The following is a 15,223-nucleotide window of genomic DNA, read 5'->3' as shown; positions in this document are numbered from 1 at the left end:
GTGGAGCCATGCCGCACACCCACAGCCCCGTACTGCTGCGCCCGCCGGTGGAGGTGATGCGGCCAGTGCCGGTCCCGGTGCTGCCGGCCGAGGACGCCCTGCCGGGCGGGACCCAGTACACGATCAAGCTGGACGGCATCCGGGCGACGGCCCACGTACTGGAGAGACACGAGGTCCACCTGGTGTCGCGCCGGGGCAACGAGCTCGGCGACCGGTTCCCCCAGCTGCCGCCGGCACTGGCCTCGCTCCCCGTCGGCCTGGTCCTCGACGGGGAAATCGTCGCGTACGAGCGGACGGACGGCGGGCCGGGGAAGCTGGACTTCACCGCCCTACTGCACTCCCCCGCGGCACGGGCCGCCGCCGGCACCCAGGTGTTGTACGTCGCCTGGGACGCCCTCGCGCTACCGGGACGCGACATCCGGGACCGGCCGCTGCGGGAACGGTGGGATGCCCTGGAGATGACGCTCGCCGGGGCCCGCCCGCCCCTGCAACTCTGCATGGCGACCACCAGCCGCACAGAGGCCGCCGACTGGTATCACAGCCTCCAGCCCATGGGGATCGAGGGGATCGTCGCCAAGGTGATTTTGTCGGGTCATATGGGAGCCACTGCTCCGGTGTGAATGAGAGCCGGGTCTAGGCCGTTCGTGGCGATGGTGTACTCGACCGTGGCGGGTGTTCTTCGGCGAGTTCGGGAGCCAGTCCGGCGAGATTGGGAGCCACTGATCGGGTGACCTGGTGGGCGTGGGCGGAGTGTCCGCAGGGGCTCGGGTAGGGGTGTCGGTAGCTTGTGATCGCAGGCCCGGGTCGCCTCCCTGACAAGTCGCGGCCAGGGCCTCGCTCCCAGTCCGGTGTTCGGCGCCAACTGGACCCCCGACAGGGCTGTTGTCGGTTGGCTGCGGTTTACTCACCGTCGTGGATACAGCGGAAACGTGGATCGAGAAGCTCGCAGGCATCACGGGCTGGGAGACCACGAGGACCAGGACGATCGACTGGCCCTCGGTGGAGTCGCGACTCGGCACTCCTCTACCGACCGACTACAAACTCTTGGCAGAGCGCTTCGGCTCCGGCGAGTTCACCGAGTATCTGTGGTTCTCGACGCCCGACTCGCCGAGCCCCCATCATGATCTGATCGAAGACGTCAAATGGCTTGGCGATCAGGCCCTCGTCGACCCCCGGATCAGCGAGCTCTATCGTCCCTACCTGGTCTTCCCTGCCGCTGGCGGCCTGCTCAAGTGGGGCGACTCCGTCCAGGCTGACCAGTTCTACTGGTTGACCGAATCTGCCGATCCTGACGAGTGGCCGATTCTCGCCCAAGCGCATGATGACGTCGACGAGTGGGAGCGCTTCGACGGCTCCACCAGCGAGTTCATATACCGGATCCTTACGGACCCCCAGCAGCCCTTCTCGATAGCGATGTTCTTCGAAGCTCACGCCTTCGAGTCGTTTGAGCAGATCAGCGAGCCTGACAGCGAGTGGGACGCCGATCCGCATTGGTAGGTTCTCGGACGAATGGGGGTCAAGCTCTCCGTGCTGCTGGTGGCGTGTCAGTTCGGGCTGGGGAAGAGAGATTCCTGGGTGGCCTGGTAGCGGTAGGACTCGGTGCCGGTCTGGATCAGGGTGCAGCGGAAGGTGATCCGGTCGGCGATGGCCGCGCAGAGGCGGGCGTCGCCGAAGGTCTTGTTCCACTCGGTGAAGGGTGAGTTCGTGGCGACGGCAGTGGCCTTGCGCTCCTCGCGCTCGGTGAAGATCTGGAACAGCAGCTTCGCGCCCTTGCGGTCCAGGTTCAGGTAGCCGAACTCGTCGACCTATGCGGATATCGGCATAGCTGGACGAACTCGGCTACATGGAACTCGACCGGCGCGGCGCCGAACTGCTCTTCCAGGTCCTCACCGAGCGCGAGGAGAAGAACAGCGTCGCCATCGCCTCCAACGAGTCGTTGGCTGGACCAAGACCTTCACCGACCCCCGCCTCTGCGCGGCCATCGTCGACCGCCTCACCTTCGGTGGCAACATCATCGAGACCGGCACCGACTCCTACCGACTGGCCACCACCGCGCCCGCGCCGAGCAGCAGGCGGCAGCCGGCTGACCCGTCCCGTTGCTCAGAGCGCGATCGGTCGGTACTTCAGGGCCTCGTCGACGATCTGCTCCGCAGAGGCGTCCTGGAGTTCGGCCGGTGGATGGAAGAGCAGGTCACTGACCCGGGGATGCGACACGTTGGCTTCGAGAAGCCGCAGGTAGTAGTCGCTTTCCGGGGAGGCCGCCAGGAGTCTGCGAACGATTTCGACGAGTTCGTCCAGGGTGATGTCCGCAACCCGCGGACGAGCCGGCCGGGCGGCCTCCTTGGCGAACTCCTCCAGGCTTCGACTGGCGTCGTACTCGGCGAAGTCGAGGGCCCCGTAGTCGTGACCGGTCACGTCATTGAAGGCCGTGATCGCCTCATCCGCGCCCGCGGAGCTGACGACCAGCAGGTCAGCGATCCGTTCGATCTCGCGACACAACTGATCCAGCCGTTCCCGGTTCACAGGCGGGGGCAGCAGCTCGGGTCTCAGGTCCACGACTCGGATTATGTCCGTCAGCGCCGACACACCGGGGACACACCCCCCGAGTGCTGCCAGTTCGCATCAACATTTCCGGCGCCCAGATCAAGAACCGATGCCAGAACCCACCAACAATCGCTCTTCGTTCTCGCCTACGAAGCCAGTTCAGCGGCAGAAAACGACGTTGGTCAAAGTTCAGTGGCAAACGGTCAAGGTTCAGTGGCAGAGGACACTCACTCCAGACCCCCGCGGCACGAGCCACGAGGGGATGAAGGGGCCGGACCGGACCCCGGAGGTGCCCAACGACCACCGTCACCGATGAGCAGGCCGACCCGGGCCCGTCAGTACCGGCCTGGTGACGACGGCCGCCCGAGCTAGCGTGGAAACGGAGCAGATCAGCGGCTCGGAGGTGCCCATGCCCGAGACGGCGACGATGGTGTGCGAGGCCTGCGGCCGCAGGGCCCCCTGGAACCCGTGGCTCGGGTGCTTGAACGACCGCGACCGCGGCACGGCGGAGGAACAGCAGGCCATGATTGACAGCGCTCCGGAGGCGCTCGCCTACTTCCTCGGCCTCGGCCCGGGCACGCGCACGGACGACGACGGGTAGACCGGCGCCCGGGCCCGGCGGGCTCAGGGCGGGCCCGGACACCGGGCCGGCCGTAGAGTCCGAACGTGGCCAGCCCGCACGACTTCGACGAGATCGCCGACGCGCTCTACGCCCTCGCGCCGCCGGACTTCACCGCCGCCCGCAACGCGCGCGCCGACGAGGTCAAGAAGACCGACCCGCCCCTGGCCAAACGCATCCGCGCGCTGCACCGGCCCACCCTCACCGCATGGGCGGCCAACGCCCTCACCCGCCGCCACCGCGACCTTGTCGAACAGCTCCTGGACCTCGGGCAGGCCCTGCGCGACGCCCAGGACCACCTCGCCGGAGACCAGCTGCGCGCGCTCGCCGACCAGCGCCGCCAGCTGATGCGGTCGCTGGGCGAGCGGGCCCGCCGCAACGCTGCGGCCGCCGGCCACCCGCTCGGCGCGGACGCGGTCGCCGACCTGGACCGCACGCTGTCCGCCGCGCTCGCCGACCCGGACGCCGCCCAGGCCCTGGCCCAAGGCCGGCTGACCGCCGCCCTGGAACCGCCACTGTGGCCGGGCACCGCCCCCGGCGGGACGCAGACCGCGCAACCCGACGTCCCGAACGATGTCGACGCGGGCCCGGGCACGACGACGGGCCGCAAGCGAGCACAACGCTCCGGCCGCACTCCTGCCCGTACTGCCGGCGAGCCGTCCGACGACCGGGGATCGGCCGCGCGGGCCCGGGCCGAACGCGAGCGTGCCCGTGAACGCGAACGGGAGGAGGCCGAGGTCACCGTGGCCGCGGCCGAAGCAGCCGAGCAAGATGCCGCCGAGCGAGCCGCAGCCGCCGAACAGGAGCTGCGCGCCGCCAGGTCGGCCCGGCAGGGCGCTCAGGATGAGGCCGACCAGGCCGACCTCGAACTTCTCCACGCGCAGGAACGCGGCAACCGGGCCCGGGACGCCCTCGCCCGGGCCGACAGCCGGGTACAGACCGCCGAGGACGCCGTCGATTCCGCCCACGCCCAGGCGTCCCGCGCGCACCAGGCCACACGGGAGGCGGCCAGGCGGCTGCGGACCCTGAAGGACGACGACCGGGCCGGCTGACCCGCGACCGCGCGGCGCTCGTGGTTTGGGTCGACGGCCGCTGCGCAGGCGCCCGGTAGGGCGTCGCCGTGTCGCCTCCGAGCGGGGCCCAGCAGGGCGGCGACGCCCGTCGGCCCAACACCACGTGCGGACATACCGGGCCGGCGGCGACGCTGGCCGTGACCCGCCGCGGCGAGCGACGGCGGACCGGCTTGGCGAAGGAGACCACCGTGGCCCGACCCATGTGGACCGGAGTGCTGACCTTCGGACTGGTCACCGTGCCGGTCGCCCTGTATACCGCGACGCAGTCCCACGACGTGCGCTTCCACCAGCTGCAGCGCGGCACCTCCGACCGGGTGCGCAACAAGCGCGTCAACGAGCGCACCGGCAAGGAGGTCGAGTTCTCGGACATCGTGAAGGGCTACGAGGTCACCGACGGCGAGTACGTGATCGTCGAACCGGACGAGCTGGAGCAGATCTCCCCCGGCCGCTCCCGCACCATCGACATCGCCGGCTTCGTCGACCTCGCCGACGTCGACCCGATCTTCTTCGACAAGACCTACTACCTCGGCCCCCGCGGCACCGAGTACCAGAAGGTGTACGCCCTCCTGGTCGAGGCCCTGGAGCACGCAGGCAAGGCCGGGCTCGCGATGTTCGCGATGCGCGGCAAGGAGTACCTGACCGCGATCCGCTCCGAACACGGCCTTCTGGAACTCCACACCATGCACTTCGCCGACGAAGTCCGCGACCCCCGCCACGAGGTCGGCAACCTCCCGGAGAAGACCAAGCTCTCCCCGCAGGAGGTCAAAACCGCCGAACAGCTGATCGGCATGCTCGCCATCGAGTGGAAGCCCGACCAGTGGCACGACACCTACGAGGAGCAGGTCAAGAAGCTCGTCCAGGACAAGCTCGCCGGCCGAGAGATCGCCGTCTCCGCCGGCCCCGCCCCGGAAGCCACCAACGTCGTCGACCTCATGGACGCCCTGCGCCGCAGCCTCGAGACCGCTCGCAAAGGGGAGCCCGCCAAGGACGAGAAGAAGACTCACACCGAGCGCCCCCAGGCTGCCCGCGCCAGCCACTCCCCCAAACCGGCCAGCGGCAAGAAGAGCACCGCCACCAAGGCCGGCACGACGACGAAAACCACCAAGCGCGCGAGCGCCACCGGCAAGCAACACCTGTCCCAGCTCACCAAGGCCGAGCTCTACAAGCGAGCCACCGACCTCGACATCCCGCACCGCTCCACCATGACGCGCGACGAGCTCCAGCAGGCCCTCGAACACGTCGGCCCGTCACGACGCAAGGCATCTTGACCACACCCCTCGCCTCCTCGCCTCCGCTTCCCCACGCAAGTCAAACCTCGGGCGCCGCGAGTGTCAGGGCAGCAGCCGCAGCAGGGCCGCGGTGGCGGCGATGACGACCTCGGCCTCCGTGCGGGTGTAGATGTGGTCCTTGGTGCCGGGGTCGGTGTGCATGGCGCCGCCGGCCCGATCCTCGAGCGCGGAGCGGACCAGCGCCCAACGTTCGTCCGCGGTGATCTGGCCCTTCTCTGCCAGCTGCTGGCGCCAGCGGCTCTCGGCGACCTTGATGTGCTCGGTCACCTGGCTCCCGGCGGGGTAGCCGTCCGCCTGCGGCAGGACACCGCGCACGAGCGGTGGCCGGTTGGGCAACGGGACGTCAGCCGGCCGTGGCAGGACTAGTGTGCAGGTCGGCGTGGACGGTCTTGCCGTAGGTCTCCAGCTCGGCTCCCCAGTGGCCGCAGGTGAGGTGGTGGACCAGGGCCAGGGCGCGGCCGGACTCGGCGGCGGGGCCTGCGTCGATCAGGCAGGGCAGGGTGCGCGAGCCGTCTCGGACGCTGATCCGCACGCACTGGTCGGTGATGCGCGCGACGGCGACCGTCATCTTCAGTCGGCAGCCCGTCTTCGCGGCGTTGCCAACCAGCTCGCTGACGATGAGCTCGGCGGCCTCGACCAGGTCCTCCAACCTCCACCCGGGCAGTGTGGTGCGCACCAGGCTGCGGGCCTTGGCTGCGGACTGCGGTTCGTAGGGCAGCGACACCGTAGCGGCGCCGGCAGGCCGTGGCGGGGTCTGGACGGCGGCGGTCACCGTGAACCTCGCATCCGTCGGCGCCGCCCAGGTGCGGCCAAAGCCGTGGCCAGCGGGCGGGCTATGGGGTGCGTGGCCACGGCGGATCTCCGCTCTCTCGTCGGCGGTGACGGCTGCGCGGACCCGACGGGGGGCGGGCCCGCGCAGCGGTCCCGGTTCGCCCGCCGGGGACCGGGTGTCCGGTCCGTCACGACGGGCGACGATCGACGGTAGGGAGTCCGCTGGCGGGCTCTCAACGAGGTTGCGCCATCTTGCGCCAAGTCACCCGAGAGTGGCTATCGCCGCCGTGATCAGCTGACGGGCCCCGGCTCCGTGGACGGCCATGGACGCCAGGTCGGTGAAGGTGCGCACGTAGTCGGCGATCTCGCGCGGCTGGGTGATCCGCAGGTAGCCGGAGGTCAGTTCGACGGCCACCTCGGCCTCGTCGAACAGGTAGAAGTCCTCGACCGGCAGGTGCGGCCTGTCTGGCCCGGTCGGGATGACGCCGACGCTGACGAACTGGCTGGCCGAGACGGCGAGCAGGTGGCCGAGCTGGGCCACCATCGTCTCCGTATCGCACACCGCGGCGCGCAGCACCCACTCCTCGATGAGCAGGCCGAAGCGGTGCCGGCCGGAGAACAGCATCCGCTGGCGTTCCAGGCGGGCTTCGACGGCGTCGGCGACGTCGTCGACCTCGACGCGGGCGCGCTGGATCGAGCGCAGGACAGCGGTGGTGTACTCGGGGGTCTGCACCATGCCGGGCATGACGCGGCTGGCGTAGACGCGGAACAAGCTGGTGCGGCGGTAGAGGGCGGCGACGGACTCCTGGGCGGCGCGCAGGCCACTGCGTTCCATGCGGCGCCACTCGGTGTACATGGAGTCGACGGCGCGGGCGGCGGCGATGAGGTCGGGGACCTGGTCGTCGGCGCCGCAGGCGGTGCACCAGGCGCGCAGGTCGTCCTCGGAGGGGGCGGACTTGCCGCTCTGGATCCGGGAGGTCTTGGCCGGGTGCCACCCGCAGCGGGCAGACAGCTCGTCGCCGGTCAGGCCTGCGTCCTTGCGCAGGCCGACCAGGCGGTCGGCGAGCGCCTTGCGCGCCTCGATGACGCTGGACGAGAGGGACGACGACATGGTGCTGGCTGCCCGGCGGGGTGGTGGTGGACGGTGTTGGTCAGACGGTGTACTGCGCGTGCGGGACGGCGCGGTCCCAGATCGCCTCGAAGGCGCCGGTCACCATCTTCACGACGGCCGGATCCTCGGTGACCTCGTGGCCGGCCCACTCGCCGTCACCGGTGAACCAGTGGAAGAGAACCAGGCGCTCGTCGACCAGCCACAGGTCGTTACCCGGCAGTGCGAGGTCGGAGGCCTTCGAGCGGGGCAGCCATCGGACCTGCTCGCCGACCGCGACGTTGTGCCGCTCGGTGATCGCGTGCTCCCACCGGATGTAGGCGGTCACCGGCTCCGAGACGATCCGAGCGCGGCGCATCACCACGCCGCGGCCGACCGTCTCCCGTACCAGGGCCGCCCAGGCGGTGTACTCCTCCGGCAGGTCGTACGCCTCGGGTCGGTCGACCGGAAGGCCGGCGCGCCAGTCGGCGAAGACGGGGTCGTCCATGTAGGAGTCGCGCATCTCCAGGTGGCACGCGGAGCGCTCAGCGTTCCTCAGCAGGGCGCCAAAGTCCGGCACGCTCGGCTTCATCGCACACCTTTCGCAGGAACGGGATCATCCGGACCGGGATCCGGACGACGCCCTCGTGGTCCGGGACACCGATGGGGTGGCCTTCCACCCACTCGGTCTCGCTGATCACGCGGTACATCTCCATCTCGGGCAGCCAGCCCTGGATGACGATCTCCGCCTTCTCGTCCTCCAACCACACGGTCGGAGAGCCGCCGTTCGGCGTGTCCGGGTCGATGCCCCTGAACCGTAGTGCCATGACCGCTCCTCCTGCCAAGCCGGTTGCGGATCCTTGCGCCTCCACCGTTCCGCTCGACTGACCAGCCGTCAAGGGCGCGCGCGGGAGCAGCCGGGCGGCACACGCCGGTCGGGACGGGGACGAGGGGAACTGCCGCCTCGGGCCGGTGCTCGGTCAGGAGGTGCGGATCTTCCCGTCGGCGATGAGGCGGCCAATGTAGCCGGGCCAGTCCCGTTCCAGGGTCTGCTGCATGAACGCGCGGGCCTTCTCCCGTACCTCGGGGGTGACCTGCTCGACCGTGCCGTCGCCGAAGTACAGCTTCATCCCCTGGCGGCTGGAGTCGGCCAGGCGTGGTGGTACTGGCTGGGGTCAGGTAGACCGCGGGGAGACAGCCGGGACATGGCAGCGATCCGCACGGAGTCGTTTGCATCCAGGCGGGCGGGCGGTATGTCCTCAGTGTTCGTCCGGCTCGCCCAGGCTCCAGCCGCTGACCGCCGCGAGCGGCCCCCGCCAGGCCGGCAGCCTGCGGGCGGTACGGCCCGAGCGAACGGTGACGTCCTTCAGGTGCAGGAAGCGCGGGTCGGCCGCCCGGCGGCGGCGCCCGTCCTCGACGGCCTGGTCCAAGTGCCCAAGCACCTCCCTCAAGACCTTCCGCATCCCGTAGTGGTCAGCGTCCGCGATCTGCCGGACGTACAGGTCCTCCCACGCCCTGGCCGGGATCACCGTCCCCGTGACGAGCGCCCCGTCCACCGCCAGCGTCACGACGACGGCCCCGGCGACATCCCGGTGTTCCACCCCGACGCGCAGCAGCTCCAGATAGGGGTCCAGGTAGGCCTCCCCCTGCAGCATCACCCGCAACGCTGGCTGTACCGCATCTCGCCACGACACCGTGCTGGTCCCTTCCCCTGGTAGATCCGGGCTGGACTATGCCCAGGCGGAGGCACCGGTATTCGGGCCACCGAAGGGCTCCTGACCGCGTTCGTCAAAGACGCGTGCGGCGTCCGGCTGGAGCCGGACGCCGCACGCGTCTATCGGGTTGTTCATCGAGCCTGGGGCTCGGCCTCGCGCTTCAGGAGCTCGAGCAGTTCAGCGGCCACTTGGACGGCCTGGCGGTGATCCAGCGCGTCGAGAAGCAACTGCGCGGATACCCGGGGGTCGGACGGGACCAGGCGGACCGTGATCGCCGGCACCTCGCGGGCAGAGGCGTCACGCTGGTCCGGCAAGCCCGATGTGTAAACGCCGTTTACATCTGAGGCCCCTTCCGACGAGCGGCTTGCGGAGGTCTGGGCGGGATCCGATGTGTAAACGCCGTTTACATCATCTCCGGCGCCTACGCTCAAGCTGGCCGCCGTCGAGGCGCGGTCCGCCGTCTCCTGCACCTGGCGGACCGGGCGCTTGCCCACTCGAGTGGCCTTCGCCGCCAGCTTGTCGGCTGCCGCCTGCTTCGCGGTCTTGGCCCGTTCGAACTGTTCAGCCGGGGTGATCTTCCCCGCGCGTGCCTCAGCGCCGATCCTGCGCGCATCCTCGATGGCCAGCTCCCCGGCCCCCGCCTGCTCCTGTAGTTCGGGGGACAGGTGCAGCAGCGCCAACCGCTGTCCCACCCACACACGCGACTTGCCCAGCGCCCGCGCCACAGCGGCCTGGTTGCCGTCGTAGACCGAGTTCAGCAGCTGCTCGATCGCCTGGGCCTCTTCGAACGGCGACACGTCCTCGCGGTGGGCGTTGGCGATCAGAGCCGCCTCGACCATGTCCGAAGCGCGGGAGACCAGGTCGTCGTTGAGGTCCACACGCAGGGTCGCGAGCCCCGCCTGCTGAGCGGCCTTCAGACGCCGATTGCCGTCGAGCGCGACGAAGTCCGCCTCACCGATCGCCTCCGCCTGGTCCGGGTGGGCGTCGAGAAACGCGCCACGGCTCACCACGGTGACCGGCACGATCTGCCGACGGGCCAGACTCTCCGCGAGCTCGCCGATCGACTCGCTGTCGATGGTCTTACGCGGGTTCAGCGGGTTGAACACGATCGAGGAAACCGGCGCCGACGAGGCGCGCCGCACCCGGCCCGTGGCGTCCAGCGCCTCGCTGCGCGCCCGTACCTCGCCCCCGCGCACGGTGCCCTGGGCCAGCGCCCCGAACGACCCTCCGCCGGCCTGAAGCTTCTTGGCGATGCTCATGCGAGCCTCCGTCGGATCTCTCGCATGCGCTGCGCCTGGATGGATGTGGGTGCGTACATGAGCAGCGGCTGCTTCACGTGGACGGCCTCGCGCTGCTCCTTGAGGTCGGGGACGATGGAGACGACGGGCGGAGTGCCCAGCGACTTCCAGTTCTCGAGGGAGTGGGTGGCGACGTAGCCCTTGCGCTTGTCGAACTTGTTGACGACGAGTCCGAGGCGGTCGATGTCGACCTCGTAATCGAGGCTGACGGTGCGGATCTGGCTGTCGAGCATGGCGTAGGCGTCCGCGGAGGAGTCCTCGGCCTCGACCGGGACGAGAACGCCGGAGGAGCCCGGCGCTTCGTTCTTGCGGCGGTGCCCGTAGTAGAGGCCGGCGTCCATCGCCAAGCCCAAGTTCGGCGGCGCGTCGATCACGATGACGTCGAAGTGCTCCTCGAGCGGGGCGAGTGCACGCTGGAGGCTGGTCTCGCGGGGGCCACGGACGGAGCCGAGCCGGGAGTCGAGGAGGAAGGCGTCGAAGCTCGAGGGAAGGAGGCTGAGCCGTCCTTCGAAGTGGTCCGGCTCGATCTCCACGACCTGGTCGAGTAGCGAGCCGGCGACGCGGTCCCTGTCGACCATGTGGGTCACCAGGCTCTCCTCGCCCGGGGCGATCTGCTTGACACCGAGCTGGGAGGTGAGATGGCCCTGCGGGTCGTAGTCGACCAGGAGAGTACGCAGCCCCGGCAGCGCGGGCAGCTTCGACGAGCCCGTGCTGGCGGGCAGGCCCAGCGCTATGGCCTGGCCCGTCCCCGCAGCGATCGTGGTCTTGCCAACGCCGCCCTTCTGGTTGCAGACGACGATCCGTCGCGTATAGCGGGGGATCGTCAGCTCGGTCAGGGATACGTTGTGGGAGTCGATCCATTCGCGGATCGCCTGGGCGAGGCCCTGGACGTAGGACATGCCGTCCCGGCTGTCGCAGTCGTCCTTGAACGCGTCGTACAGGCCAGCGGGGAGATGCGTGTTCCAGCTCTCCGCCCCGGAGGTGTCGATGGTCAGGTGGCTGTCAGCTGGCCGGGCACGCCACTGCTCGACGGCCTGGGTGACAGCGACCTGCATGTCGATGCCGAGCTGCGCCGCTCGGGTCTTGAGTTCCTGACGGAGAGCTGCAGGAAGCTTCGACGCCACCTTTTCCCGCTCTCCTCCGAGGTTTTGAGAGGTCATGACGTCACCTTAGTGGCGTGCAACTGGTTTAGACACATCCGGCACGCCTGTGCCGTCTGGTTCTCTCCCACTCCGGTGTAAACGGCGTTTACACCGGCTGCCCCGCGCAGACCCGGCCCCACCCGCTGCCACGATGTATCGTCCGGAACGCAAAAAGGCCTGTCTCTCCCCGCTGTGAAACTGGGAGAGACAGGCCCTTTGTCGAGGGGTCAAGCAAGAACGGCAACGTCGGCGCGATCCAGGCCGACGGCGTGGACGACGGTGGCGAGGGTGACGTCCCAGTTGCCGGCGTGGTGCACGGCGCGGTCGTCCACATACGCCGCCGCGCCCAGTTTCGTGCTGGTGACCAGGATGTGACCGCCCACCGCGGTCCAGTACGCCCGCTCCGGAGACGGGTCGACGAAGGCCGCGATCCCGGAGTACCAGGTGACCCAGTCCGCGATCTCGGGCAGCCAGCAGCGCGGGCGGGCGGTGTACTTATGTAGGTCCACCAGTTCTGTCCGTTGTCCGCTGCTCGTCGTCCCGGGATCCGCACTGCAGCACTTGGTGGCTGCACCGAAGACGGCATGATCATCGGTAACAGCGGCCAGCCCGACGACTACGACCGGGCCTGCGAGGAGACCGAGAGGTTCCGCCGGGTTGGCGCTGGCGAGCCCTGCGGGGTGGTGGACGTCCAGGGCAGTGCCGTGGCTGATCGGATATGGCAGCAGCGGCCCGTCGGCGCCAGCCGACTGCCGATCGCTCTGTCGCAGCCTGCTGACATGATCGTCCGAACAGCACGGACGAGGGGACAGGCATGGACCTTACGGTGGAACAGGCGGCACGGCAGATCACGGCGGAGATCGTCGCGCAGGCTCCGGAGGGCTGGGCGGAGTGCGTGCTGCGGGCGCACGGGGGCCGGACGGGCATTGGCATGTCCGGCAGCGGGTACGTGGTGCCGAGCCGTCCGGGCTCCTACTTCAGCATGCCGTCCCCGTACGAGAGCCTCGCCTCGCTGGCGTTCTGGTTCCGGGACAGCCACGGCTGGGAGGCCATCGCCCTGGAGTTGGTCTGCCGCCCGTCCGGCGCCTTCGAGCTGGTGGTATTCCGGGACACGCTGGAGCCTGAGGGCCGGCGCGAGGACGGCTGGACACTGACTCTCGACCCCGACTTCCGGCCGTCCGAACCGGGCGCGGTCGACGGCGCAGAACCGTCCGAGCTGCACCCAGCCGGGGACCCGGCGGAGGCGGTCGAGCGGCTGCGGGCCATACTCCGGCAGCACGCCGAACGCTCCAGCGCGGAACGGCAGATGCCGGCGCCCGTCACCGAGGGACAGCTCGCCGCCGCGGAGCTCCGTCTCGGGCAGGCACTCCCCGCGGACCTGCGCGCGCTGTACCTGGAGGCCGACGGGGACGGCGGCAGCGAGGCACTGGACGGGTACTGCTGGCTGTCGCTCGACGCGGCGCTGGCCGCACATGACGAGTACATCGGTGTCCCGACCTGGTTCGGATGGGGCCTCGGATGGGGTCAGGTGGTCTTCGATGCCGACCCGCCGAACACGGTGCGCCGTTGCTCGGGGCATCCGGGCTGGCTTCCGTTCGCCACCTGGTTCGATGGCAACTTCTTCGCCGTGGACCTCGCACCGGCTGCGGACGGCCGCCCCGGCCAGGTGATCGAGGTCGGCCGGGACTTCAACAAGGGCCCGCGCTACGTCGCCTCCTCCGTCACCGCCTGGCTCGGTCAGGCCCTGGGGCGGCCCGATCCGCACGCTCCGCAGCAGTCCGGGGACGGGTCGCGCCAGTTGGTGCTCTCCGCACTGGACGAGCGGCTCGCGCCGGACGTCCAGGCGATTCACCTCAATGACGTCCCGTCACCCGTCGACCTGTCCCCGCTCTCCGCCACCACGCGGTTGCGGCGCCTGCACCTCAACCGCTGCGCCACCACCGACCTGTCCCCCGTGACAGCACTCCCCGTCGAGGACCTGACCGTCGGCCTCGCCGCCGGGGCCGACCTCACCCCGCTCACCGGCCACCCGCACCTCACCTCACTCGCCGTCGCCTCCGAGACCCCGATCGACCTCACCCCACTGCGCACCCTCCCCGCGCTGCGTTCCCTCGACCTATCCGGCTGCGCCACCCCGGACTTGGCGTTGCTGGCCGACCTCCCCGGCCTGCACTACCTCGCCCTCTCCGCCACCCAGTGGACAGCCCTGATCGCCGCCGACCGCCTCCCCGCCCACCTTGCCGCCGCTCGCATGGCCGGAGCCCCGCCCCTCACCGCCGCCCTCGGCCTGCTCAGTGCCCTCGGCGTCGACACCTCCACCGCCTACCACCTCTCCGGCACCGTCGCCGAACAACAAGCCGCCACCGGCTGACCGACAGCAGCGTTGGCGCTCCGCCTCGTTGTCCTTACCGCGTGGGAAGCTGCTGGCGACACCAGGAGCCGGATCGGAGAGCTGGCGGGATGGGTTTCGAGGGCGAAGTCTGGCGACTGATGCGGCAAGAGAAGCAGCTCGGCCAGATCGTGATCGACGAGGCCGACTTTCCGTGGCTGAACGGGCGCTTCGTTCCAACGCCGGAGTTCGGAGAGGTGAAGCAGTGGTTCGACGAGTCGCTGGCTCTGCTGGAAGCGGAGGAGTACGAGCGATTCGACGACGCCTATGACCGGATCGCGGACGCCTTGTCACTGGTGGCCCCGGCAGGCCCGGTCGCGGAGTTCCTCCTGCACATCAGTGACGGCCGTGCTTGGTTCAGGTGGAGTGACGAACCGTTCGACGAAGCCTGACCGCCAGGTCCTGGGGAGTCGCGCGTGACCGTCGAGAGCTGACCAAGACCGGTCACAGGGCGATCGGACGATACCTGAGAGCCTCGTCGGTGATCTGCTCGGCCGAGGCTTCCGCAGTTCGGCCGGGGACTTCCTCGACGAAGCACAGCCCGCGCCCGTTTGTGTCTGCCACAGGAACGGCAGCTGACCCCTGAGGCGTCCCCGGGGCCTGGCCCATCGGAGCCGCAGCGCCCATCAAGGACGAGGCGATGACAACACCACTCCCGCGTGAGCCGCGGCCTGCAGATACTTTCGAATCTTCACGTCATTTCCCCGATCTGCTGGATCCGGCGACATGCCAGATCTGGCGACACGGGGGGCCCGAAAAGCCCCCGGAGGGCACAACACCCCCTTGGTTTCACGGCGCTCGGCATACAGAGGGTTCATGGCGGCGTCCCGCACCTGGCCAGTGGTGCGGGCGCTGTCATCGGCCGATAGCGAGTGGCCCCCTTCAGCCGGGACACCGCGGCGGTGCCTTGAGGGCCGGGCCGTGCGGGCCAGAACATCCCCCGGTACCGGGGCCCGGATGCGGTTCCTGCTCAAGGGCGCCAAGGGTTCCACCAAGGCCCTGGCCGCCGAGCTCGGCGTCTCCCAGCGCACGGTGCAGCGCTGGCTCAAGGGCCAGGGCACCCCGAAGCCCGCGGCCGCCAAGGCCATCGAGCAGGAGGTCCGTGCCGGCTGGCAGCCGCGGGTGAAGCAGCGGGTGCGCCGGGACGCCGAGAAGAACGGCTTCATGCTCCATATCCAGGCGACCTTCGGCTAAGCGCGGCCGGCGGTTTGATTTTGTCGGGTCATATGGGTTCAGGCACGGATTCCGTGAAGTCGATCGGGCATCCGTGCGCTGGGTGACGCTCCGTCACATCTG

General features: G+C 69.7%; 19 protein-coding genes and 2 pseudogenes. 9 read left to right on the top strand and 12 right to left on the bottom strand.

Translation table 11 applies throughout. The annotated features are described in order from the left end of the window. Positions 1-8: 8 nt before the first annotated feature. Both AC0B61_RS34250 and AC0B61_RS34245 read left to right on the top strand, forming a co-directional pair. Positions 9-620: an ATP-dependent DNA ligase gene (locus AC0B61_RS34250; protein ID WP_471745972.1), complete on the top strand. Its 612-nt coding sequence runs from the start codon at positions 9-11 to the stop codon at positions 618-620. Between the two features lie 292 nt (positions 621-912). Continuing rightward, entirely contained in the window at positions 913-1,497 is a 585-nt protein-coding gene (locus tag AC0B61_RS34245; protein ID WP_471745970.1) for an SMI1/KNR4 family protein, read from the top strand. 47 nt (positions 1,498-1,544) lie between these two features. Here AC0B61_RS34245 and AC0B61_RS34240 read toward each other — a convergent pair. Continuing rightward, positions 1,545-1,793, bottom strand: a pseudogene (locus tag AC0B61_RS34240) (ATP-binding protein); the annotation flags it as partial. 32 nt (positions 1,794-1,825) lie between these two features. On the opposite strand from AC0B61_RS34240, the pseudogene AC0B61_RS34235 reads away from it, so the two are divergent. After that, positions 1,826-2,052 (top strand): annotated as a pseudogene (locus tag AC0B61_RS34235) (ATP-binding protein); the annotation flags it as partial. A 48-nt stretch (positions 2,053-2,100) separates the two neighbouring features. Here AC0B61_RS34235 and AC0B61_RS34230 read toward each other — a convergent pair. Next, positions 2,101-2,556, bottom strand: a complete 456-nt coding sequence (locus tag AC0B61_RS34230; protein WP_471745968.1) for a hypothetical protein — start codon at positions 2,554-2,556, stop codon at positions 2,101-2,103. Between the two features lie 397 nt (positions 2,557-2,953). Between AC0B61_RS34230 and AC0B61_RS34225 the strand changes: the two genes are divergently transcribed. From AC0B61_RS34225 to ku, 3 genes are all read left to right on the top strand, one after another. Beyond that, entirely contained in the window at positions 2,954-3,145 is a 192-nt protein-coding gene (locus tag AC0B61_RS34225; protein WP_471745966.1) for a hypothetical protein, read from the top strand. 65 nt (positions 3,146-3,210) lie between these two features. Further along, positions 3,211-4,215: a hypothetical protein gene (locus tag AC0B61_RS34220; protein WP_471745964.1), complete on the top strand. Its 1,005-nt coding sequence runs from the start codon at positions 3,211-3,213 to the stop codon at positions 4,213-4,215. Between the two features lie 209 nt (positions 4,216-4,424). Continuing rightward, entirely contained in the window at positions 4,425-5,504 is a 1,080-nt protein-coding gene (ku, locus tag AC0B61_RS34215) for a non-homologous end joining protein Ku (protein WP_471745962.1), read from the top strand. A 63-nt stretch (positions 5,505-5,567) separates the two neighbouring features. Here the strand turns inward: ku and AC0B61_RS34210 are convergent, their stop codons facing one another. The 10 genes from AC0B61_RS34210 to AC0B61_RS34165 all read right to left on the bottom strand — a co-directional run bounded on the left by AC0B61_RS34210 (position 5,568) and on the right by AC0B61_RS34165 (position 12,047). Then, entirely contained in the window at positions 5,568-5,792 is a 225-nt protein-coding gene (locus AC0B61_RS34210) for a hypothetical protein (RefSeq protein ID WP_471745960.1), read from the bottom strand. Between the two features lie 76 nt (positions 5,793-5,868). After that, positions 5,869-6,297 (bottom strand): ATP-binding protein, encoded by a 429-nt coding sequence (locus tag AC0B61_RS34205; protein ID WP_471745958.1) that lies wholly within the window; start codon positions 6,295-6,297, stop codon positions 5,869-5,871. Between the two features lie 261 nt (positions 6,298-6,558). After that, positions 6,559-7,407: a helix-turn-helix domain-containing protein gene (locus AC0B61_RS34200; protein ID WP_471745956.1), complete on the bottom strand. Its 849-nt coding sequence runs from the start codon at positions 7,405-7,407 to the stop codon at positions 6,559-6,561. 40 nt (positions 7,408-7,447) lie between these two features. Further along, positions 7,448-7,975: a DUF6879 family protein gene (locus AC0B61_RS34195; protein ID WP_471745954.1), complete on the bottom strand. Its 528-nt coding sequence runs from the start codon at positions 7,973-7,975 to the stop codon at positions 7,448-7,450. Then, a complete protein-coding gene (locus AC0B61_RS34190) occupies positions 7,929-8,210 on the bottom strand; it encodes a hypothetical protein (RefSeq protein WP_230055446.1) in 282 nt (93 codons plus the stop codon). The genes AC0B61_RS34195 and AC0B61_RS34190 overlap by 47 nt, the downstream gene beginning before the upstream one ends. Positions 8,211-8,363: 153 nt before the next feature. Then, the gene (locus tag AC0B61_RS34185) at positions 8,364-8,513 is read right to left on the bottom strand and encodes a hypothetical protein (RefSeq protein WP_471745952.1); all 150 of its coding nucleotides are present in this window, start codon (positions 8,511-8,513) and stop codon (positions 8,364-8,366) included. 129 nt (positions 8,514-8,642) lie between these two features. After that, positions 8,643-9,038, bottom strand: coding sequence for a hypothetical protein (locus AC0B61_RS34180; protein WP_471745950.1), 396 nt, complete (start codon positions 9,036-9,038; stop codon positions 8,643-8,645). A gap of 191 nt (positions 9,039-9,229) precedes the next feature. Beyond that, positions 9,230-10,357: a ParB/RepB/Spo0J family partition protein gene (locus tag AC0B61_RS34175; RefSeq protein WP_471745948.1), complete on the bottom strand. Its 1,128-nt coding sequence runs from the start codon at positions 10,355-10,357 to the stop codon at positions 9,230-9,232. Beyond that, the gene (locus tag AC0B61_RS34170; protein ID WP_471745946.1) at positions 10,354-11,556 is read right to left on the bottom strand and encodes a ParA family protein; all 1,203 of its coding nucleotides are present in this window, start codon (positions 11,554-11,556) and stop codon (positions 10,354-10,356) included. The genes AC0B61_RS34175 and AC0B61_RS34170 overlap by 4 nt, the downstream gene beginning before the upstream one ends. Before the next feature lie 209 nt (positions 11,557-11,765). Continuing rightward, positions 11,766-12,047: a hypothetical protein gene (locus tag AC0B61_RS34165; RefSeq protein WP_471745944.1), complete on the bottom strand. Its 282-nt coding sequence runs from the start codon at positions 12,045-12,047 to the stop codon at positions 11,766-11,768. Between the two features lie 305 nt (positions 12,048-12,352). On the opposite strand from AC0B61_RS34165, the gene AC0B61_RS34160 reads away from it, so the two are divergent. From AC0B61_RS34160 to AC0B61_RS34150, 3 genes are all read left to right on the top strand, one after another. Beyond that, a complete protein-coding gene (locus AC0B61_RS34160; protein WP_471745942.1) occupies positions 12,353-13,909 on the top strand; it encodes an SMI1/KNR4 family protein in 1,557 nt (518 codons plus the stop codon). An 89-nt stretch (positions 13,910-13,998) separates the two neighbouring features. Further along, positions 13,999-14,319 carry a hypothetical protein gene (locus AC0B61_RS34155; protein WP_471745940.1) on the top strand — a complete coding sequence of 107 codons (321 nt, stop codon included), beginning with the start codon at positions 13,999-14,001 and terminating at the stop codon, positions 14,317-14,319. A gap of 565 nt (positions 14,320-14,884) precedes the next feature. Beyond that, positions 14,885-15,121, top strand: a complete 237-nt coding sequence (locus AC0B61_RS34150) for a helix-turn-helix domain-containing protein (protein WP_471745938.1) — start codon at positions 14,885-14,887, stop codon at positions 15,119-15,121. The last annotated feature ends 102 nt before the right edge of the window (positions 15,122-15,223 follow it).

The sequence above is a fragment of the Kitasatospora sp. NPDC023385 genome, assembly GCF_055664045.1.
This window is presented reverse-complemented; position numbering and strand designations above follow the sequence as displayed.

Excerpts from the sequence above, each read along its gene's own strand:
- AC0B61_RS34250 (WP_471745972.1), top strand. The coding sequence starts at position 9 with ATGCCGCACACCCACAGCCCCGTACTGCTGCGCCCGCCGGTGGAGGTG.
- AC0B61_RS34225 (WP_471745966.1), top strand. The coding sequence starts at position 2,954 with ATGCCCGAGACGGCGACGATGGTGTGCGAGGCCTGCGGCCGCAGGGCC.
- AC0B61_RS34200 (WP_471745956.1), bottom strand. The coding sequence starts at position 7,407 with ATGTCGTCGTCCCTCTCGTCCAGCGTCATCGAGGCGCGCAAGGCGCTC.
- AC0B61_RS34195 (WP_471745954.1), bottom strand. The coding sequence starts at position 7,975 with ATGAAGCCGAGCGTGCCGGACTTTGGCGCCCTGCTGAGGAACGCTGAG.
- AC0B61_RS34190 (WP_230055446.1), bottom strand. The coding sequence starts at position 8,210 with ATGGCACTACGGTTCAGGGGCATCGACCCGGACACGCCGAACGGCGGC.
- AC0B61_RS34185 (WP_471745952.1), bottom strand. The coding sequence starts at position 8,513 with ATGAAGCTGTACTTCGGCGACGGCACGGTCGAGCAGGTCACCCCCGAG.
- AC0B61_RS34180 (WP_471745950.1), bottom strand. The coding sequence starts at position 9,038 with ATGCTGCAGGGGGAGGCCTACCTGGACCCCTATCTGGAGCTGCTGCGC.
- AC0B61_RS34175 (WP_471745948.1), bottom strand. The coding sequence starts at position 10,357 with ATGAGCATCGCCAAGAAGCTTCAGGCCGGCGGAGGGTCGTTCGGGGCG.
- AC0B61_RS34170 (WP_471745946.1), bottom strand. The coding sequence starts at position 11,556 with ATGACCTCTCAAAACCTCGGAGGAGAGCGGGAAAAGGTGGCGTCGAAG.
- AC0B61_RS34160 (WP_471745942.1), top strand. The coding sequence starts at position 12,353 with ATGGACCTTACGGTGGAACAGGCGGCACGGCAGATCACGGCGGAGATC.
- AC0B61_RS34155 (WP_471745940.1), top strand. The coding sequence starts at position 13,999 with ATGGGTTTCGAGGGCGAAGTCTGGCGACTGATGCGGCAAGAGAAGCAG.
- AC0B61_RS34150 (WP_471745938.1), top strand. The coding sequence starts at position 14,885 with ATGCGGTTCCTGCTCAAGGGCGCCAAGGGTTCCACCAAGGCCCTGGCC.